The 25,395-nt window shown below is 72.5% G+C and carries 16 protein-coding genes; 3 read left to right on the top strand and 13 right to left on the bottom strand.

The genetic code is table 11. The annotated features are described in order from the left end of the window. Nucleotides 1-134 precede the first annotated feature (134 nt). A complete protein-coding gene (locus tag N6H00_RS16290; protein WP_268972434.1) occupies nt 135-2,228 on the bottom strand; it encodes a hypothetical protein in 2,094 nt (697 codons plus the stop codon). Between the two features lie 189 nt (nt 2,229-2,417). Between N6H00_RS16290 and N6H00_RS16285 the strand changes: the two genes are divergently transcribed. Further along, nucleotides 2,418-4,259, top strand: coding sequence for a glycosyltransferase family 39 protein (locus tag N6H00_RS16285; RefSeq protein ID WP_268976993.1), 1,842 nt, complete (start codon nt 2,418-2,420; stop codon nt 4,257-4,259). Between the two features lie 31 nt (nt 4,260-4,290). Here the strand turns inward: N6H00_RS16285 and N6H00_RS16280 are convergent, their stop codons facing one another. The 8 genes from N6H00_RS16280 to N6H00_RS16245 form a co-directional block, all read right to left on the bottom strand. Further along, a complete protein-coding gene (locus tag N6H00_RS16280) occupies nt 4,291-6,201 on the bottom strand; it encodes a stealth family protein (RefSeq protein ID WP_443072964.1) in 1,911 nt (636 codons plus the stop codon). Nucleotides 6,202-6,333: 132 nt separating this feature from the next. Then, nucleotides 6,334-7,188, bottom strand: a complete 855-nt coding sequence (locus tag N6H00_RS16275; protein ID WP_268972432.1) for a hypothetical protein — start codon at nt 7,186-7,188, stop codon at nt 6,334-6,336. 355 nt (nt 7,189-7,543) lie between these two features. Continuing rightward, a complete protein-coding gene (locus N6H00_RS16270) occupies nt 7,544-10,294 on the bottom strand; it encodes a KGGVGR-motif variant AAA ATPase (protein WP_268972430.1) in 2,751 nt (916 codons plus the stop codon). A 20-nt stretch (nt 10,295-10,314) separates the two neighbouring features. Continuing rightward, the gene (locus N6H00_RS16265) at nt 10,315-10,737 is read right to left on the bottom strand and encodes a hypothetical protein (protein ID WP_268972428.1); all 423 of its coding nucleotides are present in this window, start codon (nt 10,735-10,737) and stop codon (nt 10,315-10,317) included. A gap of 185 nt (nt 10,738-10,922) precedes the next feature. Then, entirely contained in the window at nt 10,923-11,462 is a 540-nt protein-coding gene (locus tag N6H00_RS16260; protein ID WP_268972426.1) for a DUF4232 domain-containing protein, read from the bottom strand. 215 nt (nt 11,463-11,677) lie between these two features. Further along, nucleotides 11,678-11,944, bottom strand: coding sequence for a DUF397 domain-containing protein (locus N6H00_RS16255; RefSeq protein WP_268972425.1), 267 nt, complete (start codon nt 11,942-11,944; stop codon nt 11,678-11,680). A 6-nt stretch (nt 11,945-11,950) separates the two neighbouring features. Further along, a complete protein-coding gene (locus N6H00_RS16250; RefSeq protein ID WP_268976991.1) occupies nt 11,951-12,079 on the bottom strand; it encodes a DUF397 domain-containing protein in 129 nt (42 codons plus the stop codon). Beyond that, nucleotides 12,042-12,956 carry a helix-turn-helix domain-containing protein gene (locus N6H00_RS16245; protein WP_268972424.1) on the bottom strand — a complete coding sequence of 305 codons (915 nt, stop codon included), beginning with the start codon at nt 12,954-12,956 and terminating at the stop codon, nt 12,042-12,044. Before N6H00_RS16245 ends, N6H00_RS16250 begins: the two co-directional genes overlap by 38 nt. A gap of 168 nt (nt 12,957-13,124) precedes the next feature. Here N6H00_RS16245 and N6H00_RS16240 point away from each other — a divergent pair, with 168 nt between their 5' ends. Next, a complete protein-coding gene (locus N6H00_RS16240; protein WP_268972423.1) occupies nt 13,125-13,583 on the top strand; it encodes an ATP-binding protein in 459 nt (152 codons plus the stop codon). A 79-nt stretch (nt 13,584-13,662) separates the two neighbouring features. On the opposite strand, the gene N6H00_RS16235 is transcribed toward N6H00_RS16240, so the two are convergent. From N6H00_RS16235 to N6H00_RS40525, 4 genes are all read right to left on the bottom strand, one after another. Further along, nucleotides 13,663-14,544 carry a carbohydrate ABC transporter permease gene (locus N6H00_RS16235; protein ID WP_268972422.1) on the bottom strand — a complete coding sequence of 294 codons (882 nt, stop codon included), beginning with the start codon at nt 14,542-14,544 and terminating at the stop codon, nt 13,663-13,665. After that, complete coding sequence (locus N6H00_RS16230; protein ID WP_268972421.1) at nt 14,541-15,914, bottom strand: carbohydrate ABC transporter permease; 1,374 nt, start codon at nt 15,912-15,914, stop codon at nt 14,541-14,543. Before N6H00_RS16230 ends, N6H00_RS16235 begins: the two co-directional genes overlap by 4 nt. Before the next feature lie 24 nt (nt 15,915-15,938). After that, a complete protein-coding gene (locus N6H00_RS16225; protein ID WP_268972419.1) occupies nt 15,939-17,297 on the bottom strand; it encodes an ABC transporter substrate-binding protein in 1,359 nt (452 codons plus the stop codon). A gap of 167 nt (nt 17,298-17,464) precedes the next feature. After that, complete coding sequence (locus tag N6H00_RS40525) at nt 17,465-22,651, bottom strand: FHA domain-containing protein (protein WP_268972418.1); 5,187 nt, start codon at nt 22,649-22,651, stop codon at nt 17,465-17,467. A gap of 762 nt (nt 22,652-23,413) precedes the next feature. On the opposite strand from N6H00_RS40525, the gene N6H00_RS16215 reads away from it, so the two are divergent. Then, on the top strand, nt 23,414-25,099 hold the full coding sequence (locus tag N6H00_RS16215) for a serine/threonine-protein kinase (RefSeq protein WP_268972417.1): 1,686 nt from the start codon (nt 23,414-23,416) through the stop codon (nt 25,097-25,099). Nucleotides 25,100-25,395: the final 296 nt, after the last annotated feature.

Here is a 25,395-nt window from a genome sequence, read left to right as displayed (position 1 = left end):
ATGTGCTGCTGCTGGGTGAGCGGTGCGGGGATGTGCTGCTTGCTGCTGGGTGACGGGTGCGGGATGTGCGGCTACCGGGTGCTGACGGGGGTGGGAATGCGCTGCTACCGGGTGACGGATGCGGGGATGCGCTGCTACCGGGTGACGGACCAGTGTCCGGCGCCGGGCGGCGGTGCCGGGTGGAGGTCGCGCAGCCGGACGATCGTCTCGCCCTTCTCGGCGAGCGCGTCGACCGCGTCGGTGAAGCGCTGGGTGGACGGTGGGGTGGCGGGGCCGAGCAGAAACTCCTTCACCTCGTGGCGGGCGGTGCGCAGCTCGTCGAGGGAGGGGTCGAAGAGCGGGCGCAGGACGTCGTCCATACCGGATGCCCCGGGACCGAGCAGATAGGCCGCCCTCGCCAGCGGGTTCTGCCGCCGGAACTCCTCCTCGGTGAGCCCCGCCGGGGTGGTGAGCGCGTACGGCTTGAGGGTGGCGAGGAAGTCGCCGACCACGCCGCAGAGGTCGCCGATCAGCAGATCGGCCTGGTCGAAGCAGGAGTGGAGGGTGGGGGCGTCCCCCTCGATCACCTGGTGCAGCCAGGGCGGTGAGGCCGCCCAGTGGGCCTGGTGCCACTGCCGGCGCAGCGCCTCGGCCTCGGTCAGCAGGGCCGCGTCGGGTGCGGCGTGGTCCCGGGTGAGCATGGCCTCGTCGGCGTCCGCCCGGCGTAGCCGGGCGTCCAGCGCGGCGATGCGTTTGGCCAGTTCGGCGCGGCGGCGGGCGGCCTCGGTGCGCAGCGCCTCGGCGTTCTCGGAGTCCTCGCCGATGTCGTCGGCCTCACCGACGTTGCCGGCCTCACCGACGTCGCCGACGTCGCCGATCAGGTCCGCGGCGCGCCGCTCGTTCGCGGCGTGGATCAGGGCGACGATACGGCGGTGGGCGGCGCGGGCCTCGGGGGAGCGGCGGCCGGTGGGGGGATGCGGCCGGTAGACCACCCGGACCGGGCGTTCGCTGTCCAGCAGCGCCCGTACGATCGGCTCACCCGGCGCGCCGGGCTCGTCCCCGGCGGGCGCGTACAGCACGGTGGGGATCTCCGGCACGGGGGCGTGGCCGCCGGTCCCGGCGACGCGCAGACCGTCCAGCTGGGGGCGGCCGATCTCCACGATGTCGGCGTCCTCGACGCCGACCGCCGCCTGGACATGGCGCCGGCGCCCCGCCTCGCCCGCGACCCACACCTGGTCGTAGACCTTGCTGTACGGATCGACGGCCGCGGCCCGGTCGTCGTCGCCGGGGGCCAGGAAGACGTGCTGCATGGTGGGAACCCGCAGCAGGTGGATGTTCCAGCCGGTGTTGGCGGGGTAGAGCGCGACCCGCACTCCGCTCAGGTCCAGCTGCGCCAGATGCGCGGCGCTCGGCACGCACAGCACCGGCAGCGGGGTGGGCTCCAGCGCCGCCAGCAGCTCCCGTTCGCGCAGGATGACCAGGGACGGGGTGGGCAGCGCGGCCACCGCCCCCAGCCACTGGGTGACCTGGTGGGCGCGGTCGCGCGGGCCGGAGAAGTACAGCACCGTGCGGGGGCGGCGACGGACCAGCCAGGCGTTGACCTCGGCCAGCACCTGTGCGGTGCCGGGCAGCCGGCGGACGGTCCGGACGAGGTACGGAACCAGCGCCACCACCGTGATCAGGCAGGCGCCTGCGGCGAGGGCGAGCGCCGCCACCACCCAGCGGGCGTCGCCGGTGGCCAGCGACGCGGCCAGCCCGAGCAGGGCGGACAGCTCGTAGACCAGCATCCGCTGACCGGGCCATTCGGTGAGTCTGCGGGGCGGCCGGTCGCTGATGTCCAGTCGGCGCAGGTCGATGTTGCGGGCCGCGACCGCGAGGCGGCGGCGCCGCCGGATCAGCGTGGTGAGCGCGGCGTGCAGGGCCTGGCCGGCCTGCAGGCACAGCACCAGCGTCATGGCCGCGGCCAGTCCGACGGGGCCGGTGACATGGAGTCGGCCGAGCAGCAGGAGCAGCAGGACGCAGCGGAACTCGAAGCGTGAGGTGGCGCCCATGTGCAGCCGCCCCAGACGGCTCATCAGCCCCGGCTCGGTGCGGTGCAGCAGCAGCTCACAGCCGCAGCCGGCCAGCCCGGCGGCGACGAAGAGCCCTCCGGCGTCGGTGAGCGCCGCCACCGCCGTGGTCACCAGACACCCGGTCAGCGCGGCGAAGGCCACGAGACCGCGGGGACTTTCGATACCGAGGCGGTTCATGGCGCGTGCCCTTCGCGGCGGATGAGTCGTCCTGACTGCACACTGTAGGCGAATAGTCGTATTTATGCCTTTTGTTGTCTCTGCTCCCGGCTGCTCTTGGCCGGGACCGGTGAGGTGAGCGTGAACGGGCGCAAGCGTGCGATTCCCGTGCCGACGGCGGTCTCCGTGCCGACGGCGGTCGTGGTACCGATGGCCGTCATGCTCTGGCTGGGGCTGTGGGGCCTGGACCGGGGCACGATGTGGCGCGACGAGTCCGCGACGTACCAGATGGCGCGGCGGACCCTCCCTCAGATCCGCGACACGCTCGGCACCGTGGACGCCGTCCACGGGCTCTACTACCTGCTGATGCACCCGGTGCTGGCGGCTCGGCCCACCGAGGTGACCATGCGTCTGCCGTCGGTGCTGGCCGCCGTGGCCGCCACCGGCCTCGTCGCCGCCCTGGGCTGCCGCCTCGCCCGGCCCCGGGTGGGCCTGTGGGCCGGACTGCTCTACGCGGCCACGCCCGTGGTCACCCACTACGCCCAGGAGGGCCGCTCCTACGCGCTGGTCGCGGCGGGCGCGGCCTGGGCCACGTATCTGCTGACGGGCGCGGCCGGGCTCGCTCCGGGGGCCGCGCCGCCGGGCCGGGCAGCGCCGGGTCCGGCGCCCACACCAGGGCCTGGGGCGGCGTCCGGCCCGGTCGGGCCCGTGGGCGGTACGGCACCGCCTGCGGCGTCCGCGCCTGGTTCCGGGATGGCGTCCACGCCTGGTCCCGGGGTGGCGTCGACGCATGGTTCCGGGGCGGCGTCCGGCCCGGCCGGGGCCGCGGGCGGGACGCCACCGGGCACACCGAGCCGTTCGGCAGCACCGGCTTGCGGTGACGTGCCACCGGTCTGCGGTGACGTGCCGCCTGTCCCCTCCGGCGTGTCACCGGTTCGCGGCGACGTGCCTCGCCTGGCGCGGGCCACGCCGGCGCCGGGTCCGGCCTCCGGATCGGGGCCGGCCTCCGGATCGGATCCGGTCGCCGGACCGGGTGGGCCCGCTACGAGGGCCCGCGCGGCGGGGTGGCGGTGGGCGGCGTACGGGGGTGTGGTGGCCGTGACCGCGCTGCTGCACGTCTTCGCGGTGCTCCTGCTCACCGCGCACGCCCTGACGCTGCTTCTCTCGCGCGCCCCGCGCCGCGTGTGGTGGGGCTGGGGCACCGCGGCGGCCGGTGCGGTGGGGGCGGTGGTGCCGCTGGCGGCGCTGGCCCGGCGGCAGAGCGCGCAACTCGCCTGGATGCGCCCTCCGACGCTGGGCCGCCTGTGGGCGATGGTCGAGGAGTTCGCGGGACCCAGCGCACTCGTCCTGGCCGGCAACCTCCTGCTGATCGCCGTCGCCCTGGTCCGCCCCCGGCGGAGGTCGCTGACCGCCGTGGCCCTTCCCCTCGTCTGCGTTCCGCCCGTCCTGCTCTTCGCGCTCGCCCTCTACCGCCCCTGCTTCCACGAGCGCTATCTGCTCTTCGCTCTTGCGGGCGTCCCCCTGCTGACCGCGGCGGGGGCGGACCGGCTGGCGGTGGCGGTGGCGGACCGGCCGCGCGTTTCCCGGGCGGCCACCGGGGTCGCCGCGGCCGGGGTCCTCGCGGTCGGCGGCGCCTTCGTCTGGCAGCTCCCGCTGCACCAGTGGGAACGGCAGCCGATGAGCCGCCAGGACGACCTGGCGGCGCTGGCCGCCACGCTGGGCCGGCTCACCCGGCCGGGCGACCCCGTGCTGTACGACCCGCCCAAGGAACGGCGGATCGCGATCGCCTATCCACGCCCCCTCGCCGGTCTGCGGGACATCGCGCTCAAGACCCCCGGCCCCGCCTCCGGAACGCTCTACGGGATCGACGTCGGCCCCGCCGAACTGCTGCGGCGGCTGGACGGGGCCCAGTCGGCATGGCTGATCGCGGCCGATGAGCCCGAGGCACACCCGGCGAAGGCGGCCACGCTGACCGGCCCCTTCCGGCTGGCCTATGCGCTGTGCCTGCCCGGCGTCCGGCTGGAGCGCTACGTACGGGCGGGGCCCGCGTAGCCCTATGTACGGGAGGGGTCCGTGTAGCCCCCTACGTACGGGCGGCGCCCGCGCTCACGCCCGCCGATACGCCCCGTCCGCCCGCCCGGAGGCCGTACCGGGTCTCCTGCCGGGTGACGGCCCGCTCCAACGGGCTGGGGAGGGGGAAGTAGGCGTCGAGGAAGGCGCGGACCAGGGCCGACTGGTCCTCGAGGTCGTGTGCGGAGGAGACCGTGTCGTTGAGGCAGAACGCCTGGCAGTGGCGGGTCCGCAGCAGTCCGGCCAGCCGGGCGCGGACGGTGGGCTGGGCCAGGTCGACGTAGTCGTGGCGCAGCTGGGCGGGGACCGCGCGTCCGGTCAGGAAGGCGTAGTAGTGGTGGAGCGAGGACGGTACGGAGATGTCCGAGGCCGACCGCACCCGGCTGGCCGTGGTGGCGCGGACCGCCTCCGGGAACTCCCGCTCGATCTCGGCGAGGACGCTGGTGCGCAGGGCGTGCGGGGTGTGCTTCATCTTCTGGGTGACGGCCGTGCCGAACCGCCCCTCCAGCAGGGTCCGGTTGTTCTTCCCCGCCGCCGATACGGGGACGTCGCCGGGGCCCACGGGGGTCAGCGGGATCAGCGCGCGGGAGGGGAAGAACTTCGAGACGCCGTTGGCGAGGAAGAAGTCCTGCGGAATGACCGGTGAGCCGAGGAAGACGTCGTCGTTGAAGTAGAGGAAGTGTTCGGCGAGTCCGTCGATGTGGTGCAGCCGGGTCTCGATGGCATGGGAGTTGAAGGTGGGCAGCACACTGGGGTCGTCGAAGATGTCGTGGTGGTCGACGACGGTGACCCCCGGGTGCGAGGTGGCGAGCCAGTCGGGCACCTGGCGGTCGGTCACCAGATAGATGTGGCGCACCCAGGGGGCGTACAGGTACAGCGAGCGCAGCGAGTAGCGCAGCTCGTCGCGGTTGGCGTAGCGGGCGGTGTTGGCGGCCTCCGCGTGATAGCCCCCGTCCGCGAGGGCGGCCCGCCGCCGCTGCCACTGCGGGTCCGAGCCGTCGACCCAGGTGTAGACGACGTCGATGGGGAAGCGGACCTCGTCCGGCAGCCGGGCGAGGAACTCCGGGCGGGTGCGCACCAGCGGCCCCGGCTGCCAGCCGATGGCCGGGGCGAGCCGGGTGAACGGCTGGCCGCAGGCGCGGACCGGTTCGCCCACCAGCGGCACCGACGCGGTGGCGCGGTTGCAGCGCGGCGCGGTCAGCACCCGCTCCTCGCCCTGCCCGCCGGGTTCCCAGAACTCGATGTCGCAGCCGTGCGCCGGGCCGAGGACCAGCCGTCCGCCGGGGTCGGTGTGGAAGCGGGTGAAACGGACCACGGGGGCGGCGGCCAGCCGCCGCCAGGCCCGTCGCGTACCGCCGAACCGGGGCGGGGCCGCCGCCAGGCCGGGCCGCGGGGGCAGTGAGACATAGCCGGCCTCCTCGGCACACAGCGCGGTCAGCGCCTCGACCACCTCCGCCCGTTGATCCGCCCGGACGCCCACGGCCGAGCCGGCATCGTCGTAGCAGCGGACCACGAAGTGATCCAGGCACGCCCGGTCCAGGGCCGCGCACACCAGCCGCAGATTCTCGGCGCGCCCGAACAGCGGGGTGGGGGAGGGGACCAGGGTCGCCACATGGGCGACACCCCGCCGGCCGGCCGTCACCGACCGGTCGGCGACCACCATCCGTCCGGCCCCCGCCAGCAGCCCCGCCCGGCGCATCCGCCACCGCGCCCGGCGCAGCCACAGCGCACCGGAGACGGCCGACAGCTCACCGAGGCCCCGCATGGCCGCCCGGCGCAGCCCGGGACCGGTCACGGCGACAACCGCGCGACGCAACGGCAGCGGCACCGTACGCCGGTACCCGCGCACCAACGGCGGCGGCTCGGCGAGCCAGGGACGGGGAGCGGCGGGCGGTGCGGTGAGGGGCATCGTGAACCGGGGCACGGCGCATCCCATCGGTCGACGCGGCACGGATGGTTTCTCACACGATCATCCGAATGCCCGCCGGATGGCGCGGCAGCGTGCCGGAACGCCCCACAAAAGCCCCCGTTCGGCCCAGCTCCCCACCGGGGTCGCTCAGCAGGCCGCCCGCAGGTCCTCGCCGGAGGCGGCGGCTCGGCAGTCGCGGCAGTGGCCGCCGGTCGCGGAACGGAAGGCGCGGTCGCAGCCGTGGCAGGTCCGCCAGGGGAGGACGGGCGGCGGGCTGGGTGAGGCGGCCGGGGCCGGGGCGGGCACGGGCAGCGGCGGCTCGCTGAGACGGAAGGCGAGGATGCGGGCGGGGCGGGTCAGCAGGCGATCGGGAAGCCGTGCGGTGAGCGCCCGGGTGATCTGCGCGGGCCCGACCCCGGCGGAGAGCCATTGGGCGACGGCGGGCGCGAGTTCGGCGACGTCCCGACGGGAGAGGATCAGCCGGGGGTCGAGGACGCGCAGCGAGGCCAGGATGGTGACGGCCTGCTCGTCGGCCTCGGAGAGTGAGGGCGCAGACGGCTCGGGCGCCTGCGGTGCCGTACGCGGGGCGGGGGCGTCCTGCGCCGGGCTTGGCCGGGACTTTCGGGGACGCGGTGGGGTGGGCGGAGGGCAACCGTCTGGGACGTCGTAGAAGTAGGTCCGGGTACGGATGACGCCCCCGGGCCCGCGTTCCCGCCGCCGCTCCAGGTAGCCGGCGGCCTCCAGCTCCCGTAACGCCCGCGAGATCAGGATCTCCCCTTCGGTGAAGTGCTCGCACAGCGCGGCGATGCTCACGGGGGTGCCGTCGGGGAGCGAGGAGATGTAGGCCGCCACACCGATCGTGACCGCGCTTCCGCGCCGCTGCGCGAGGGCGTTGGCGATCACGGTGAAGTCGGCGGTGAGGCGGGTACGGACGTGGATCACGCCGGAGGTCGGAGCTCCGGCGTCGGCGCGCGTGGGCGCGTTAGACTGCGGCTCAGCCATCGGGAAGGTCTCTTCTTCCTGGATCGGTCAGGCCCTCGTTCGGGATTGCCGTCCCGGCGGGGGCCGTCGTCTGTTTGCGGTTGTGTTGCGGTGAACGTAACGACCGGCGTGCTTCGCCCGCAAGCTGGTCACTCGTACGGGTGACCAGCGGGAAGGGTGGGTGGGCGGGAGTTCTCTATCCCGGTTCTTTGAGGGAGTCCGCGTCCCGCCGGACCCCCGCGTACGAGGGCCCGGCGGGATGGGAAGTCCGACGCCGACCGGTGCCTGGCCGGCTCAGGGACGGTGACAGGTCTTCGGCTCGCGTATGAATGCGTCCCAGGAGACCGTCGCGAAGGCCAGCGTGATGCTCGGGCGCTTACTTCCGCCACAGCACCTTGGCCCTTCGCTCACTGCCGTATCCCAGCCCGTGCCGGTAGATCTCGGCTACCCAATAGCGGCCATCGTTGCCTCGTGCGAAGACCCCGGAGTCCACGAGAAAGTCCGCTTCCTGTACCTCCAGCCCTACCTCCTCCAGCCAGAAAGGCACCGTGACGGGCTCGCGGACCTGCTGGAGTCGGCTCAACAGATTACCGATCTCCTGGCTTTCGTCTTGAATCGCGCTGATTTTGATTCTGCTGCATGCGAGCAGTGCCTTGCGCATGGCGCTTGGCACGAGCACGCGGTCCTCCCACTGTGCCTGGGGAATCGACTGACGAGCTGCTTCGGCCAGGAATACCACGACGTCCCTGGCCTGCACCTGGTCCCTGAAGTCCCCGAGAGCGGCGGGCACCCATAGGTGGGAGCGTGCTTCCTTGGATTTCTCCGTACCCATTTTCCACCCCCACACCGGGATGAGGGCTTCCACCAGAGCGTCGTAGGGCAGCTCCGCGATCTCAGACTCTGGCATCGACTCGGGCAGGGCGTCGGCATGCGCGGTGACCCACAGCGCGAGGCGTAGCGCTTCCTCTTTGTCCCAGCGCAGCGCATACGGTTCGTATCGGGCGAGGAGTTGCTCGCTGTTCTGCCGGACCGCCCGCTTCACCAGATCTCGGCGTACGAAGACGACCAGGCCGAGAGGGCGCCCCCGCAGCGAACGCAACCAGGCAAGCACGTCGATCAGAAGGACGCGCAGGGCTGTGTGCTTGACCTCGCTGTCCAGGGTCTGCAACAGGTCCTCGAGCCCGTCGATGACGAACACCGCTCGCGCCCGCTTACCGAGGTCTGTGAGCGCCGCTTCCGCGTCGTCCCGGGCCGACATCGGAACGCCTGCCGCGATCGCCAGACACTCGAGCCACAATGTCCGCCAACTCAACTCGTCGTGGGCATCAAGTGTGGCAAAACCCTTCCTCAGACGGTCCTTGATCTCTTGAGACGTTCCGGCTGTGTCCGCTGCTTCGCTGTGGATGGTGGCGAAGGATTCCCTGAGATCCTGAGTCGTCAGGTCGTCATAGTCGAGGTTGTCGGACTCCAGCACGGGGACGACCGGCAGGGACAGCCGGACACCCTTGATGTCTGACTGCTCGGCGAACTCGCTCCATGTCCGAGCTGCGCACGCCTTCGCGTACATGAAGGTCTTGCCGGCCCCTTTAGCACCTACGACAAGGGCCAGTGGGGGCTCCGTGCGATGGTCCCCCAGCAGTCTGCGGAGTGGATCGGTCACAAGGAAGCCGCTGGCCGAGGACATGCCCGCTCGCTCGGCATAGATGAGTGGCTGCGCGGTGTCCGCGAGGCGCTGGCGAAGCATCGTGTAATCGACATCAGCCTGTGGCCCGTCCGCCTTGGGCTCCGTCCGGGTGACCGGAGTGGGCACGATCGATTCCAAAGCGTCTGTCACATTGCAGCTTTCCAGTACGCGCAGTACGGCGTCCCAGCTGGACGGGAGGGCGAGTAGCTCTTCTCGGAATGGACTGAGCAGAGGTTGTGACAGAACACCCGAGTCAACTTCACCGGTTTCATCGGAGCCGGCATCCGCGTCCGCTGTGCCATCCGGCTGCCTCAGCGATGAGAGCACCGCAGTTCTCAACTGGTTCCGTGCCTCTTGTGCTTGGCTTTCGTGCACATCCTGCCGGAACTGGGTAATGATCACGGAGCTTGCTGGGTCGGTACCCTGGAGCGCTGGCGCTCGTCGTCCTAGTTGCTTCAGTAACGTCTCGGTGCCCGCGAGGGACTGGTGGCTCAGAGTGGTGACGAAGACCCGTTGGACGCGTGGGTCGAGCAGGATGGGTGCCGACAGTTCGGATGCTCCAGCACGCAGATCTATCACGACGGTGTCCGCACCCGCACGTGCGGCGAGCGCCGCCAGCGCCTCGGTCAGGAAATACGCCGGGCGTCCAGGCGCCAGTAAGTCCGCCGGTTCGATGCGCGGCGGCCCCAGCTGTGGCCTTCTGCTTGTGGGGAGCACGGTCACACGGCCGCCGCTTGCGAACCGTCCGACTTGTTGGTTCGGCAGGTACTCGGCGGCGATGTCCACGGCAGTGGACCAGCTTCCATCCTCCGACCCCTGAAGCAGGGCGAGCAGATCCTCGTAACAGAAGTCGAGCTGGCCTCCCTGAGCCTTGTGCATCCACGTGATGCCCGGCGCTTCAAGGTCCGCGTCGATCAGCAGGACGCTTCCGCCTCGACGGGCAATGGCGTCGGCCATTGCGACGGCGTGCACCGTGCGCCCGACTCCCCCTTTGAAGGAGTGGAACGCCACCAGTTGCACATCGGCGGGAAAGCGTTCATCGGAGGGGCGCTCCAGCGGATGTGCCAGCTGTGGGGTGATGTGCTTCTCGCGCAGCAGCGGGATACGACGCGGTTGGTCCGCGTTCTCGGGCTCCGGGCTGAGAATGACGGGCATGCCCGTGAAATCGGCCGTTCGCGGGTCGTCGAGCCGCAGCATCAGGATGCTGTCGCGCCATTCGGTCGAACCCGCTCCGAATGCCTCGTCCAGCCACCGTTTCGCCTCTTCGGCTTCTGTGCCGCTGGACACCACGAGCTCTAAGCCATCCCACCAGCCATCCGCCGCGCGCAGCCATGCGGGCCACTGCCCCGCAGAGGCCAGAGCCGTCAGGTGTTCATCGACGTCTACCCAGGTGAACAGGTGCTCTGGGGGTGTCAGCCCGTCCAGTCCATTCAAACCGGCCACGGTTTCGTCGTCTCCTAGCCTTAGTCCCGCTCGCACCATTTGATCAGAGCACGGAGGGCTTCCTGAGCTTCCTTCTCGTCGGCCGCGTCAAGCTTCGCACCGTAGCGCCATGCCTGATGTAAATCGGCCAAAGGAATGGCCTTGCTTCCCGACGCATGCAGTCGACAGCTCTGGAGCCTGTCGAGACGTGCGCCTAACGTTCGAGGCAGGTTGAGGTCCTTGGCCAGCTTGCGAAGGTCGTGGGTGGGTTCCAAAGCTTCGGTGCCGCGCAGCTTCTGGCGGCAAAGGAGCCGTTCCTTCAGCCCGCACTCGGCTGAGTAGAACAGCAGGAGACCCACCGTGGCTAAATCGCCGAGTTCCCCATGCGCTTCTATCGATTCCGCCGAGCCTCGAAGCTCATCTCGTCTCCGTCGAAGAGCTTTTACGCCTACGTGAAGCACCATGGTGCCATTTTGTCACCGCCGGTCGGCCTCCCGGGACGAGTTCGTGTCCTCCCGGCGGGGGCCGTCGTCTGTTTGCGGTTGTGTTGCGGTGAACGTGGTAGTTCTTCACCCCGGTTCTTTGGGGGAGTTCGCGGCCCGCCGGACCCCGCGTACGAGGACCCGGCGGGCTCGGAACTGTCCGGTGGTTACAGCCCGACCGGGTCGATGTAGGTGCCCGGGTTGGTGGCGCCGTCCTGCTTGAGGATCTGGCCGCCGAACGGCCACTTCAGGGTGAAGTGCTCCGTCTCGTCCGGCGGGGTGACCAGGAACGTCGCCGGAACGAACTTCTCCTCCTGCGGTGTGGAATCGGCCACCGGGAGCAGGTTGATGGTGAAGTCCGTCGTGTCTCCCGGCTCCAGGACCATCTTCTCGGGCGTCTTGGACGAGCGCGCCAGCGACCAGGTGCCGTCGGTCGTCTGAGCGCCAACCATGTCGACACCGGCGAAGCCGGACAGGGTGCAGGTGCGGTCGCTCTGGTTGGTGAACCAGATGGACGCCTGGGTCTGCTCGGTCTGATCCATCTCCGGCGTCGCGTCACCCCCCGTGGCGAAGCCGGCCTTCAGGTCGGCGGTGTGGCAGCGGGTCGGCGCGGCCTTGGCGGTGGCGGCCGAGGCCGGGATGGCGGTAGCGGCAGTGCCCGCGACGACGACGGCCGCGATGGCCACAGCGGCCAGTTTGCTGTGCATGATGATTCGAGTCCCCTCGTTTGTGAATCGGCGCGCGATGTCGTGCGCGCCTGCGCACCGGAAGATGTGCGGTGCCCGGGGGACGTTCCGTATGCCGGAGAGCCTATTTCCGCCAAACATGCCCCAACTGCCCTCCGTGCACGAAAACGTGTGCGGTGCGGGCCGTTGCGGCGTCGTGGGGCTGACACCGCAACGGCGACCAGGCAAAGCGGGGATCAGAGGCTGCGGTCGGTCGTCAGTGCATCAACGAAGGCGGTCCAGGAGGCCGCCGGGAAGACCAGCACCGGTCCGTCGGGGTGCTTGCTGTCACGGACGGGAACGACCCTGGTCATGTCGCCTACCTCGACGCAGTTGCCACCTGCTTGATTGCTGTAGCTGCTCGTGCGCCAGGCGACGCTGTTCAGGTCGAGGCCCGCTACCTCGACACAGTTACCGCCTTCCTGGTTGCTGTAGCTGCTCCTGTACCAGTACGCGCCGTTCACGCCGGGTCAGAGGCTGCGGTCGGTCGTCAGTGCATCAACGAAGGCGGTCCAGGAGGCCGCCGGGAAGACCAGCGCGGGACCGTCGGGCCGCTTGCTGTCACGGACGGGGACGACGCCGGGTATGCCGTCGGCCACCTCCACGCAGTCGCCACCCTCCTGATTGCTGTAGCTGCTCTTGCGCCAGGCGACGCCGTTCAGATCGGGACGGGACACTCGCTCCACGGTGGTTGCCCTCCATCACGGATCGGATCATGCCGAGTGACATGAGCGGGGGCAGGGATGCTGCCCGCAGCCGATCGTAGAACAGCGCGAAGCGCTTGACGTCCCTTGGTTCTTCGATGAGTTGGCCGTAGTGGGCGCCTTCGGTATACGCCACTTCCGTTTCGTCAGGGGACGTCAGCACGGTCAGGGACCCACCCATCACGTCGTGCTCGCCTTGGTCGAAAGGCAGTACCTGCACGGTGATGTGGGGTTCCGAGGCTGCTTCCAGCAGCCTGGCCAACTGCTCCCGCATGACGGCCCTGCCGCCGATCGGACGCCTCAACACCGCCTCGTCCAAGACCACCCACAGCTCGGGACGATCGGGCGAAGTGAGCCGTTCCTGTCGTCTGAGCCTGGCGGCGACCCGGTCGTCCAACTGCTCCTCGCTGGTGAGAGACAGGCCAACGCTCAGAACGGCCCGAGCGTAGTCCCTGGTCTGTAAGAGACCGGGCACCAGGTGCGCGGCGTACTGCCGAATGGACACCGCCCGCTCCGAGTACGCCATGAACGCCCGCGACCAGTCCGGGAACGCCTCCCGGTAGACGTACGGCCACATGTCGATGAGCAGGCTGTCCGCCCCGAGGACGGTGTCGAGCGTCCGCGCCAGCTCGAACGTCGGTTTCGCTCCGGACGCGCGCTCGATCTGGGTGATCCGGGTGCTGACCACATGCGTCCTCTCGCCCAGCTCGGCCTGCGTCAGACCGGCCGCCGTGCGGAGTCTGCGGACCCGCGACCCGAAAAGGGCAGCCATCGATGAGCGAGGATCAAGTTCTTTGGCCAAAACATCACTTCCGTTCCTTACGGCCTGAAAGGTAAGGCGTCATGGCCTTTCGAGCGTAGACCCGCGACACGATCCTTGGGTACGGAACGTCACGATGCGCACACGCTGCGGATCGTACGGACAATCGATCGGACGGAAATGGACAACACCGTGCTGAAGACGACCACGGCGCCGGACCCGGAACCCGAACTCCGGGCACTCACCCAGCGGTTGCCCGCCACGCCGCGCGGCGCGCGCCTCGCCCGGCGGCTCGCCGTGCGGCGCATGGCGGAGTGGGGCTATCCGCCCGCGTCGGACGTCTCCTGCACGGTGGCCCTGCTGGTGGCGGAGCTGGCCTCCAACGCCGTACGGCACGGCCGCGTACCCGGACGGGACTTCCGTCTCCGCCTCGCCTGCGCGAGCGCGACGCGGACGATCCGTATCGAGGTCTCGGACGCCCGCGAGGACCGGCTCCCGGCCATTCCGCCGACGCCCCTGACGACCGACGACGAATCGGGCCGTGGCCTGCTCCTGGTGGACCTGTTGGCCACCCGCTGGGGCACGGCCCCTCGTATCCCTGTGGGCAAGACGGTGTGGGCGGAGTGCGGTGCGCCATGACCCGGGGGAAGGAAACGGCCCGGCGCTCCTTGCGAAGGGGCGCCGGGCCGGTAGCCGGGGAGGGGGCGGACGCTGTCGGTTACTTCACCGCGCCCGCCATCACGCCCTGCACGAACTGCCGCTGGAAGGCGAAGAAGACGGCCAGCGGGATGAGCATCGAGACGAAGGCGCCGGGGCCGAGGATGTCGATGTTGTTGCCGAACTGCCGGACCTGCTGTTGCAGCGCGACCGTGATCGGCGGGTTGCCGCTGTCCGCGAAGATCAGGGCGACCAGCATGTCGTTCCAGACCCACAGGAACTGGAAGATGCCCAGCGAGGCGATGGCCGGGCCGCCCAGCGGCAGGACCACGCGGACGAAGAGCCGCAGTTCGCCCGCGCCGTCCAGGCGGGCCGCCTCCAGCAGCTCCCGGGGGATCTCCGCGAAGAAGTTCCGCAGCAGGAAGATGGCGAAGGGCAGGCCGAAGGCGGTGTGGAAGAGCACCACGCCGGTGGTGGTCTGGAAGATGCCGATCTCGCCGAAGAGCTTGGCGACCGGGATCAGCGCGACCTGGACGGGGACCACCAGCAGGCCGACCACGATGAGGAACCACCAGTCGCGGCCGGGGAAGTCCATCCAGGCGAAGGCGTAGCCGGCCAGGGCGCCGATCACCACGACCAGCAGCGTGGCCGGGACGGTGATCGCGAGCGTGGTCCACAGCGAATCGGTGATCTGCTGGTTGCCCAGCAGGTTGTCGTAGCCGCTGAAGGTGAGCTGGCCGGGGTCGGTGAAGACCTTCCACCACCCCGAGAGGTCCACCTGCGCCGGGTCGCGCAGGGAGGACAGCAGCAGTCCGGCGGTCGGCATCAGCCACAGCAGGCCGATCAGGATGAGGACGACCCGCAGCGCCCCGCCGCCGGCGCGGGCGGCGATCCGCGCGATCAGGGACTGCTTCGCCTGTACGACCGTGTCCGCGCTGGTCATCGGCGGCTCTCCCTTCGGATGCGGCGGATGTTGATGAACATGATGGGCAGGACGAGCACCAGCAGCAGCACGGCGATCGCGCTGCCGAGGCCCTGGTTGACGTCGGTGCCGAAGGACGACTGGAAGAGCTGGAGGGCCAGTACGTTGGCGTCGTCCTGCGACGGGCCCGGCGCGATGATGTAGACCAGGTCGAAGATCTTCATCACGTTGATCATCAGCGTGACGACGACGACCGAGAGCACCGGCGCCAGCAGCGGCACGGTGATCCGCCGGAAGACCTGCCACTCATTGGCGCCGTCCATCCGCGCGGCCTCCATCAGCTCACGCGGCACCCCGGCGAGCCCCGCCGCGATCAGCACCATCGCGAAACCGGCCCAGATCCAGACGTACGCCCCGATGATGGCCGGGGTGACGATGGACGGGCCGAGCCAGTCCACCCCGTTGTACGGCTCGGAGAAGTTCCAGGCGGGCAGCCGCAGCCGGGCGCCCTCGGCCGCGGCGGGAAGGGTGTACGTACCGTCCGCCGACGTCGTCGTCTTCGCGACGACCTTGCCGTCCTTGACCGCCTCGATCTTGAGGTCGGCCATCGCCTTCTCGCCCTTGTCGATGACGCCCTGTTCGCCACCGCCGCCCCGGGTGAAGTCGAACCAGACGGTGCCGGTCACCTTCCCCGGCTCGGCCTTGGCGGCCTTGGCGTCCTGCGCCCCGCTGATGTCATCGCGCTTGGCCGCGACCAGCGGCAGTGCGGCCGGGCTGCCGGCGCGGACGGTGTCCCGGGTGGTGAACGAGCCGTTGGACGACTCGGTCAGTCCGGCGGTGGGACGCGGATGGGCGCCGGGGAACGGCGGCGACTCGCTGAAGGAGTCGTGCACGCTCACCCACATGGCGTTGGCCACGCCCTTGTCCGGGTCCTGTTCGTAGACCAGCCGGAAGATGATGCCCGCCGCCAGCATCGAGATCGCCATCGGCATGAAGACGACCAGCTTGAAGGCGGTGGCCCAGCGCACCCGTTCGGTGAGCACGGCGAAGATCAGGCCCAGGGCGGTGGAGACCGTCGGGGCCAGGATCAGCCAGATGATGTTGTTCTTGATCGCCGTCTTGGTGGCGTCGTCGGAGAACATCTCCTGGTAGTTGTCCAGGCCGACGAAGCCGTTGCCGGAGGCGTCGAAGAAGCTCCGGTAGACGGAGTAGCCGATCGGATAGACGACGAGCGCCCCGAGCAGCACCAGGGCGGGCAGCAGGAACACCGCCGCCAGCCAGGGCCGGGTGCCCAGGACGCCCTTCTTGCTCTTCGCGGTCGGTCGCTTTGCCGGTGGGGCGGACGACGCCCGGCCAGGTGTGGCCGCGCCGTCCGCTGTCGCGGTCGACATGATGTGGTTCTCCCGGTCGAGTCGTCAGTTCTGGTACGCCTTGGCGGCATCCGCTTCCAGCTGGCGCTGGATGCCTTCGACATTCCTCGGGTTCTTGAGGAAGTCCTGGAGCGCTTTCCATTCGCCCTGGGCCGGCTTGCCGCCGAAGGACGCGGGAGCCTGGTCGGACATGTCGAACCGGAAGTCATTGCCCGCCGCGATCAGCGCCTGTGCGATCTTGCGCATCGAAGCATTGGGATAGGCGCTGAACTTGACGTTTTTGTTCGCCGAGATGAACCCGCCGGACTGGGCCCAGATGGTCGCGGCGTCGGGCGAGGCGAGGAAGGTGAGCAGCGCCTGCGCCGCCTTGCTGTCCTTCAGCGCCACGCCGACATCGCCGCCGGTCACCACCGGCGCCTTGTCACCCACCGCCGGGAACGGGAACACCTTCGCGTCCTGGTCCAGCTCCGCGCCCGCGTCCGCGACGTTGGCGGCGACGAAGTCGGCCTCGAAGACCATGCCCGCGTCCGGCTCCGCCTTGTTGCCGAACGCCTTGGTGACCGAGTCCGGGAACGCGGTCTGAAGCGCACCGCCGCGGCCGCCGGCGACCAGGCCCTTGGCGCCCCACAGCTCGGCGAGCGTCTCCAGCGCCTTCTTCACTGACGGATCGGTCCACTTGATCTTGTGCTGGGCGAGCTGGTCGTACTTTTCCGGGCCCGCCTGGGAGAGATAGACGTTCTCGAACCAGTCGGTGAGCGTCCAGCCGTCCTGGCCGCCGATCGCCACCGCGTCGGTGCCGGAATCGGAGATCAGCTGGGCCTGTGCCAGGAACTCCCGCCAGGTCTTGGGCACCTTGGCGCCCGCGTAGTCGAACGCGGAGGTGTTGTACCAGAGCAGGGATTTGTTGCTGGCCTTGAAGTACACCCCGTACGGCTTGCCCTCGTACGAGCCGAGGTCCTGCCAGCCCTTGGCGTAGTTCTTGGCCAGCTGGGCCCGCGCGGCGGCGCCGAGCGGCTTGGCCCAGCCCTTCTCGGCGAACTCGCGCATGACACCGACCTGCCCGACCATCGCGACATCCGGCGGCGCGCCGCCCGCGATCTTCGAGCCGACGAAGCCCGCCATGTCGTCACCGCTCGGCACGAAGGAGACCTTCGCCCCGGTGCGCTTTTCGAACTCCGCCAGCACCTTGGTGAAGTTCTCCTGCTCGGTGCCCGTCCATACGGCGGTGACCTGGAGTTTCTGCCCCTTCAGGTTCGGCAGTTCCACCGTGTTCGGCGGCGGGCCCCCGCTCACCGTGTCTCCGTCGTCGCCGCCACAGCCCGCGGCGGTGAGCATGAGCGCTCCCGCCGCCAGCAGGGCCACCGCGGCTCGTGTCGAACGCTTCGTAGGAAGCGATACGTGCATCCCCGTGTTCCCTCCGATGCCGACCGCCCCCGTGCGGTCGTGTCCCGTGCGAGTAGTCCTACGCCCGGTCACCGAACGTGGCAATACTGTCTCCTGCGTTCACTCACGGATCGTGACCGTGCCGTGATGAACGTGATGAACGCCGGTCGAGAACCGGTCAGGAGCGGTCAGATCAGCGCGGGCGCGGTGGGCGCGTCCGCCGACTGCGCGGCGCGCTGGAGCGCACTGGCCAGAAGCGCCAGGTCGGTCGGACCGTTGCCCAGCTCACGCAGCGGCCGGCGGGTCGGCGGATCGCCCATCCGCCGCCATTCCAGCGGTACGACGGTGGGCCGCTGTGTCGCGGTGCGCGGTATCCGTCCGGTCACCCGGCCCGCCTGAAACGGGGTCGCCGCGGCGTCACCCGGGCGGAACAGCCGCCCACGGCCCGGAGCCGGGTCGCCACCGGAGGCGGCTGCGGCGGCGGGGGCGGTTGTGACCGAGCGTGTCGATGAGGCGGGGGCGGTATGGGGCCTTTCGGGGTCACGGGGGTGGGCGGGGTGTGCGGTGTCTGGGGTGTGCGCGGGGTGTGTGGGGCTCGCGGGGTGTGCTGGGGCCAGGGGGCGTGGGTCCAGGGCGATCCGTACACCGGCCCGCTCGACGGCCGCCGTGTCCGCCGTACGGTCCGGACGGCCGGACGTCACGACCAGGTGCACCCCGAGGCGGGCGCCGTCGCGGGCGATCGCCTCCAGGGCGCGGACGACCGAACCGGCCGCCGGGCGGCCGGGACTGCCGAGAGCCGGGGCCACCAGCGCGTCGAAGTCGTCGACGAGGACGACGAGACGGGGGAGGGGACGGGCACGGGCGGCGGGTGACGCGCTCGCGGTGCGCTGGGCGCGCAGATTGAGCGTGCGGAGGGTGTCGCCCGGCGGAGGGTCGATGTCGGCGGGCGGCCGGGGCGCGACCACGCGGGCCGCACCGGTACCGGGCGCCCCCGCGACCCCGCCCGCGTCGGCGGTGCGGTCACCGTGACCGCCCTGGCCCTCGCCCTCGCCGGTGAGGTGCCGGGCGTGCCATGCGGTGAAGTCCAGCGGGCCGAGCAGCTCGGCGCGGCGCTTGAGCTCCGAGCTGAGCGCCTGCGCGAACTCCCGCATCCGTACCGGGTCGGTGGCCGTCAGATGCGTCGAGACATGCGGCAGATCCGTGCACACCCGCAGCCCCTCGCCGGTGCCGGTGGCCGTGCCGGTGCCCGCGCCGGTTCCGGTTACGGCCCCGGAGCCGGTCCCGGTGCCGGCCCCGGCGCCGTCTACGAGGATGAGTTCGAGCCGGTCCGGCCGTTCAGCGGCGGCGAGCGACGCGGCGAACGAGCGCAGCAGCTCCGTCTTACCGGTGCCCGCCGCGCCGTCGATCAGCGCGTGCGGCCCGTCGGCGGCCAGATCCACCGAGAGCGGGCCGCGCGGCCCGGCGCCGAGCACCGCCAGCGCCCGGCCACCCGCCGGGACCTCGTCCGCCGCGGCCGCCCAACGGGCCATCAGCGACGCGGGCGTGGCCCGCGCGAGCCCCAACTCGTCCAGCAGTCGCGCCGAGTCCGGCAGCGGGACGGTCGGCGGGCCGCCGGAGCCGCCGGACGCGCCGCCGTGCCCGGCGGTGGCCGGGCGCAGGGGCGCGAGCGCCCGCGCGAACCGCTCGGCCCACGCCGCCGACACCGCGTCCACGGTCACGGTCGTGGTGGCGCCGGTCGCGCCGGTCGCACCGATGACCCCGGTGGCGCCGGGCGCGCTGGTGGCTCCGGTGACTCCGGTGCCGCCGGGCGCGGGCCCGTCCCCGTGGACGATCTGTAGCCCCGTGGCCACATCGCCGCTCAGCACGGCCGCCACTCCGCACGCCGCGAAGGGCGCGGAGGCGGCGCACGCGGCCGCATAGCTCCTGGGCAGCGGGGAGGTGGGCGACGCGGCGGGCGCCTCGGCCAGACAGAGCAGATGGATTCCGGCCGCCGGGCCGCTCACCGCCAGCCGGGCGAGCGTGTCGTCCAGCGCGGCCGGACCAGGGGCGCCGTCCACGACCACCACGGTGTACGGCCCGGAGTGGCGCGCGGCCGCGGCCGCCGCGGCGGCCGGGGAGGCGCTCGCCCAGCCGGGGCCCAGCGGCCCGTCCTCCAGCCGCCGGGTCAGCTCGGCCGTACGGGCCGTGGCCTGCTCGACGTCGTACGCGAGCAGCAGCCGGCAGTCCTGCCCGCGCAACGGCTTGAGGTGCGGCAGCCAGCCGAGCCACGACCACTCCGCCAGCCGCTCCTCGCGGCTGATCAGCACGATCTCCAGGGCGGCCGGTGAGTGCAGGGCCGCCAGCTGCGCCACGACGGACCGGACGAGTCCGGCCACCCGCGCCCGTGGCCCGGCCAGCCCCAGCGATCCGCTCTGCCGCAGGTCGACGGTGACGGGCGCGGCGGGCAGCAGCCCGCCGCCGGCCGCCAGCCGGTCGGCCGAGCCGAGCCGCACGGCGAGCGCGTCCGGGTGCTCATGGGCGCGCTCCCACAACCGGGGACCCGGCCCCAGCGCCGTCATCAGCACGGTGGCCGGGTCCGGCCACCGCCGCTGCAATGCCTCCGCCTCCGCGGCCGCCCGCACCGCCGCGTCCCGCGCGCCGCCGTCCTCCCTCGGCTCGCCCCGTTCGGCCGCCTTCCCCCCGGCCAGCTGCCGCACCCAGGCCCCTATCCCCCGCCGCCGCGCCTGCGCCCCCGGCGCGTCCAGCGCATAGGTCCCCACATGCGTGCGATCACCCCCACGCAGCGGTCCGCTTCCGCCCTGTCCGGTGTCCCCGCCGCGTTGTCCGGTTCCGCCCTGTCCCGCGCCCCGGGTCTCCGGCCAGCCGCCGGACGGCCCGGCGGCGGCGGAAGCGCCACCGTAGCCCGCGCCTGCGGTCTGCGGGCCGCCGTGCGGGCTGGTATCCGACCGGCCGTCGGGGTACGCACGCCCGGCCGACTCGCCGCGCTGTCCCGTGTCTCCGCCGCGTTGTCCGGTTCCGCCCTGTCCCGCGCCCCGGGTCTCCGGCCAGCCGCCGGACGGCCCGGCGGCGGCGGAAGCGCCACCGTAGCCCGCGCCTGCGGTCTGCGGGCCGCCGTGCGGGCTGGTAACCGACCGGCCGTCGGGGTACGCACGCCCGGCCGACTCGCCGCGCTGTCCGGGGTCGGGAGCCCCGCCGTAGCCGGCCCCCGCGCGGGCGGAGCCCACGCCGCCGGCCGTGTCGTCGTACGAGGAGCCGCCGGGGCCCGCGTCGGTGGTCCGCTGTTCGCCGCGTCGTCCGGCGCCGGGCTGGTGACTGGGGTAGGGGGTGCGCTGTCCGGGGACAGCGGAGGGGGCGTCGTACGACGGGCGCCCGGGGCCCGGGTCGGCGGGCTTGCCGATGGCCGAGGGTCCGTGCGGGCCCTGGCCGTGCGGCTGGCCGCCACGCTGGGCGGGGCCGTGGCCCGCGCCGCCCTCGCTCTGTCGGGCGTGGCCTGCGGCCGTGCTGTCGTACGAGGGGCCGGCGGGAGCCCCGCCGCGCGAGGCGTTGTCGTAGACCGTGCCTCCGGCCTGCGGGCCGCCGTGCGGTGTGGCGCCCGGCTGACCGCCGGGATAGGCGCGCTCGGCCGGTTCGCCGTGCCCTTGGCCACGCGGCTGCCCGCCACGCGCGGCGTTGCCGTAGCCCGTCCCGGGGCGGGGCTGCCGACCGGAGTCCGCGTCGCTCTCGCTCTGTCCGCTGTGGCCTGCGGCCGGGCCGCCGTAAGGCGAGCCGCCAGGGCCGGCCGGGGCTCCGGTGGCTTCACGGGGAGTGTGCCGGTGGTCCGGGGCGGCGTCGGCCGCTCGGCCGCCCTGTCCGCCGCGCGCCCACGGTTCCTCCCCGCCTCGCGCGGGCTGCCCCGCGGGGGCGCGCCCAGCCGCTCCGGCCTGTGGGGCGGTGTTGCGTCGGGTGCGGGCGGTGGATGGGTCGTCGTACCGCGGGTCGTCGGTGGCCGAGTACCGCGGACCGTCCCCGCCGCGCGGCGGGGCACCACGGCGGCCGGTGTCCGCTGCGGGGCCGCCGTGGCGCGGGTCCTCGGGCGTGCCGTGGCTCCGCCGCCCGTCGGCCCCCGCGCCGCCGGGGCCCGCCGGGGCGCTGGCCCTCCAGTCGTCCCGTACGTCCCGTACGTCCCGTACGTCCCGTACGTCCTGGGCGCGGCCCGGCCCGTGACCGCCCGGGGTGCCCGGCGCGGGGCGCGGGCCGTCGCCCGTGGGCCGGTCGCCGTGGCCGGTCGGGTGGGCGGGCCCGGCGGACGAGCCGCCGCTGGGCCCCCAGCCGCCGTCGTCCCGCCGGTCGTACGCGCCTTCGGGGCCGGACGCCCCCGAGGCGAGGCCCGTTCCGGGGCCGGGCGGGTCCCCCGCCTGGGGGACCCGGGTCCACCCGGTGCCGGGGTTGCGGTTGGGGGGCGTCCAGGTGCCCTGGGCGGTGTGGGTGGGCGCGGAGGACGGCGGGGCGCCTGTCCAGGGGCCTTCCGCGTGGGTGGAGCGGCCCGTGGCGGGGTCATCCGGGTGGGTGGGGCGAGTCCCGGCCGGACCGTGACCGGGGCGGGCCGTGGCCGGGCCCTCCGTGGGGGCGACCCGGAGGTGGCCCTCCCCATCGGCGTGGACGGGGAGGCGGGTGGGGGCCGACGGGAACGCGGACGCCGCCGAGGGGACGCGCAGCCGCAGGGCGGATTCGCCGATCCGCAGCAGCGCCCCCGGCTCCAGCGGCACCGGCTGGGCGCCCACGGAGACGCCGTCGGCGGCGGTGCCGTTGGTCGAGCCGAGGTCGGCGATGGTCGCGCGGCCGTCCTCGGCGACCGTCACCGCGCAGTGCAGCCGGGAGACGTCGGGGTCGTCCAGGGGGACGTCCGCGTCGGCGGAGCGGCCGATGCGGACCTGGCCGCCGTGCAGCAGGTGGACGCCGCCCGCGTCGGGCCCCGCGACCACGTCCAGATGGACCGTGGCGTCGGCGACGGCGGCCTCGGGAAGGCCGGGATAGCCGGGATAGCCGGGGTAGTGGCCGGTGTCGGGGTCGGCCGGGCCGTGCAGGGAGAGCACCGCGCCGTCCACCAGCGGCGGCTCGCCGAGCGCACAGCGCTGTGGGTCCAGCCGCTCGCCCCCCGCGTACAGCACCACCGCGCCGCCGCCCCCACCGCTGCCGCCCCCCGCCTCGTACCCGGCCGCGGCGACCGCGTCGGCGAGCCCGCCGGCCACCGAGGCGAGGGCCGTGCCGACGGGAGCGGTGACCAGGACGTCCACCGCGCCCAAGGGGGCGCGCGGGGCGGACGCGGGCGCAGGATGGTGGCCGGAACGGCCCGGGTGGGCGCTGCGCGGCCCGAGGACGGTCAGCCGAATCTGCATCGCCGTCAACGGTCCCTTCTGTCCGGGGGGCCGGGCAGGGTGCCGACCCCCACCGCCGCCCCCAGGCCCTTCGGCACGTACAGGTCCGTACGGGGTCGTACGGGTCACGGAGCGTGAGTCCCCCGGCGCTCGGCGCTTCCGTGCCGCCTGCATCTTCGCACCTGCCGCCGACACTTCGCCCGCCGCCCGGCCTTACATGATCTTGATTGGTCGGCTGGTCGGCCGAAACTGGCTGATTACGACCGGAACGGCCGCTCTTGAGACGCCCGAGAGAACGGCCACGATGGGCCCGCGAGATGTTCGTCAGAGCGCCCGCGAGATGTTCGTCAGGCGCCCGAGAGACGCCCGAGAGACGCCTGAGAGAGTCTCGAGAGACGCCTCCGAGATGCCCGTGAGGCACGCCTGCGAAATGCCCGTGAGGCACGCCCGCGCGATCTCCGTGAGGCGCCCGGCGGCGCCCGATCGAGGGGCCCGGACCCCTGCCCGGCCGGCTGTCCCGCCCCCTGCCCGGCCGGCTGTCCCGCCCGCTCCCCGGGCCCCACCGGCAACCATCCGTCCGATTCCCACGTCTTCCCCCGCGCGGACCGCCTGTCGTGATCGGATGGTGATCGGATAGGGCTCGCCGGGTGTCCCCATTACAGTGGGGCGGAACGAGCACCACACACAGACCATCAAGCTGACTCACGCAGCTGATCCACCCAGCAGACCATCGCAGACCATCGCAGACCACCGATGTAAGACCACGATCAGGGAGCGCATGACGTGCGGCCGGTAGGCAGCAAGTACCTGCTCGAGGAGCCGCTCGGGCGCGGAGCCACGGGCACCGTCTGGCGAGCCCGCCAGCGGGAGGCGGCGGGGGCCGAGGCCGCCGTGGCCGGGCAGCCCGGCGAGACCGTCGCGATCAAGGTCCTCAAGGAGGAGCTCGCGAACGACGCGGAGATCGTGATGCGCTTCCTCCGCGAGCGCTCGGTGCTGCTCCGGCTGACCCACCCCAATATCGTCCGCACCCGTGACCTGGTGGTCGAGGGCGATCTGCTGGCCCTGGTCATGGACCTGGTCGACGGCCCGGATCTGCACAACTACCTGCGCAGCAACGGCCCGTTCACCCCCGTCGCCGCCTCCCTCCTCACCGCCCAGATCGCCGACGCGCTCGCCGCCAGCCACGCCGACGGCGTCGTGCACCGCGACCTCAAGCCCGCCAACGTGCTGCTCGCGGGCACCGGCGAGGGCGAGGAGATGCACCCGATGCTGACGGACTTCGGCATCGCGCGCCTCGCCGACTCGCCCGGCCTCACCCGCACCCAGGAGTTCGTCGGCACCCCCGCCTATGTGGCGCCGGAGTCCGCCGAGGGCCGTCCGCAGACCTCCGCGGTGGACATCTATGGCGCGGGCATCATGCTCTACGAGCTGGTCACCGGCCGTCCGCCGTTCGCCGGGAACACCTCCCTGGAGGTGCTCCACCGCCACCTCAGCGAAGAGCCGCGCCGCCCCTCGACCGTGCCCGAGCCGCTGTGGACGGTCATAGAGCGCTGTCTGCGCAAGCGGCCCGAGGAGCGGCCCAGCGCCGAGAACCTGGCCCAGGCGCTGCGCGTGGTCGCGGCCGGTGTCGGGGTGCACGCCTCAGCCGCGCAGGCCGAGGCGGCGCTCGGTGTCGCCGCGCTGCTCGCCCCGGACCCGGCGCCCGCCCCGGTCCCGGACACCGCGCCCGCGGGCTCGGCCGACCCGACCCAGGTGCTGCCCACGAACGCGCCGGGCGGCGCCCCCGCGTACGACCCGGCGGCGCCCACCAATGTGATGCCCACCACCGGGGCGAACGCCGATCCCACCCAGGTGCTGCCCGCCGGTTCCGGACCGGCCGGCGGCGCCGATCCGACGCGCGCCATGCCGCCCGTACCGCCCGGCCAGGACGATCCGCACCCCTGGCAGAGCCAGCTGCGCGCGGCCCGGGACCGCAATGAGCAGACCCAGGTCCAGTACCTCGACCCGAGCCAGGACCCGCTGCGCCGCCGCCCCCACCGCCCCGCGCCGCAGCAGTACCAGCAGCAGCAACCGCAGCAGTACCAGCAGCCCCAGCAGCCGCCCCAGCGCCCGCGGGGCCGCCAGCAGCCACCGCCGTACGCCCAGCAGCAGCCGCAGCAGTACGCCCCGGCGCCGCACCACCCCCAGCAGCCCCAGCCGCAGCGCTACGCCCCGCCGCCGCAGCAGCCGGAGCCGCGCCGGGAGCCCCGGCAGCGCGACTCCAACCCCAACCGGATGAAGATCCCGGGTCTGGGGTGCCTCAAGGGCTGCCTGTTCGTGATCGTGATCCTGGTCGTCGCCTCCTGGCTGGTCTGGGAGCTGACCCCGCTCAAGGACTGGATCGCCGAGGGCCAGAGCTACTGGGACGCCGTCACCGGCTGGATCAACGACGTCAAGGGCTGGATCTCCGACCTCGGCGGCCCGAGCTGACCGACCGGACCGGCTCCGGGCAAGCGCGGCGGCTGACCGGCCCGACCGGCCCCCCGGGGTAACCGGCGGCTCACCGACCCGGCCGCCCCCTGACCATCCCGGCGGCTGACCGGCCCGACCGCCCCCGGGAAAACCGGCGGCTCACCGGCCCCGGCGCATCGAAAGTGCGCCGGGGCCGGGCCGCTTCTCCCTCACGACCAGGGTGATTTGTCGACATCCGAAGGGTTTTTCCGCCGCAGAAGTGACAGTTGGCGTCGTCCGGTGCACCCAACGCGCCAGTAGCCGCGTAGCTTTGT

It is taken from the genome of Streptomyces sp. S465, from assembly GCF_026898115.1.
GTDB lineage: Bacteria > Actinomycetota > Actinomycetes > Streptomycetales > Streptomycetaceae > Streptomyces > Streptomyces luomodiensis.
The sequence above is the reverse complement of the archived record's forward strand: the minus strand, read 5'-3'. Positions and strand labels throughout refer to the sequence as shown.

Excerpts from the sequence above, each read along its gene's own strand:
- N6H00_RS16285 (WP_268976993.1), top strand. The coding sequence starts at position 2,418 with ATGGCCGTCATGCTCTGGCTGGGGCTGTGGGGCCTGGACCGGGGCACG.
- N6H00_RS40525 (WP_268972418.1), bottom strand. The coding sequence starts at position 22,651 with ATGCAGATTCGGCTGACCGTCCTCGGGCCGCGCAGCGCCCACCCGGGC.
- N6H00_RS16245 (WP_268972424.1), bottom strand. The coding sequence starts at position 12,956 with ATGGCTGCCCTTTTCGGGTCGCGGGTCCGCAGACTCCGCACGGCGGCC.
- N6H00_RS16290 (WP_268972434.1), bottom strand. The coding sequence starts at position 2,228 with ATGAACCGCCTCGGTATCGAAAGTCCCCGCGGTCTCGTGGCCTTCGCC.
- N6H00_RS16275 (WP_268972432.1), bottom strand. The coding sequence starts at position 7,188 with ATGGCTGAGCCGCAGTCTAACGCGCCCACGCGCGCCGACGCCGGAGCT.
- N6H00_RS16230 (WP_268972421.1), bottom strand. The coding sequence starts at position 15,914 with ATGTCGACCGCGACAGCGGACGGCGCGGCCACACCTGGCCGGGCGTCG.
- N6H00_RS16240 (WP_268972423.1), top strand. The coding sequence starts at position 13,125 with ATGGACAACACCGTGCTGAAGACGACCACGGCGCCGGACCCGGAACCC.
- N6H00_RS16260 (WP_268972426.1), bottom strand. The coding sequence starts at position 11,462 with ATGCACAGCAAACTGGCCGCTGTGGCCATCGCGGCCGTCGTCGTCGCG.
- N6H00_RS16235 (WP_268972422.1), bottom strand. The coding sequence starts at position 14,544 with ATGACCAGCGCGGACACGGTCGTACAGGCGAAGCAGTCCCTGATCGCG.
- N6H00_RS16265 (WP_268972428.1), bottom strand. The coding sequence starts at position 10,737 with ATGGTGCTTCACGTAGGCGTAAAAGCTCTTCGACGGAGACGAGATGAG.
- N6H00_RS16225 (WP_268972419.1), bottom strand. The coding sequence starts at position 17,297 with ATGCACGTATCGCTTCCTACGAAGCGTTCGACACGAGCCGCGGTGGCC.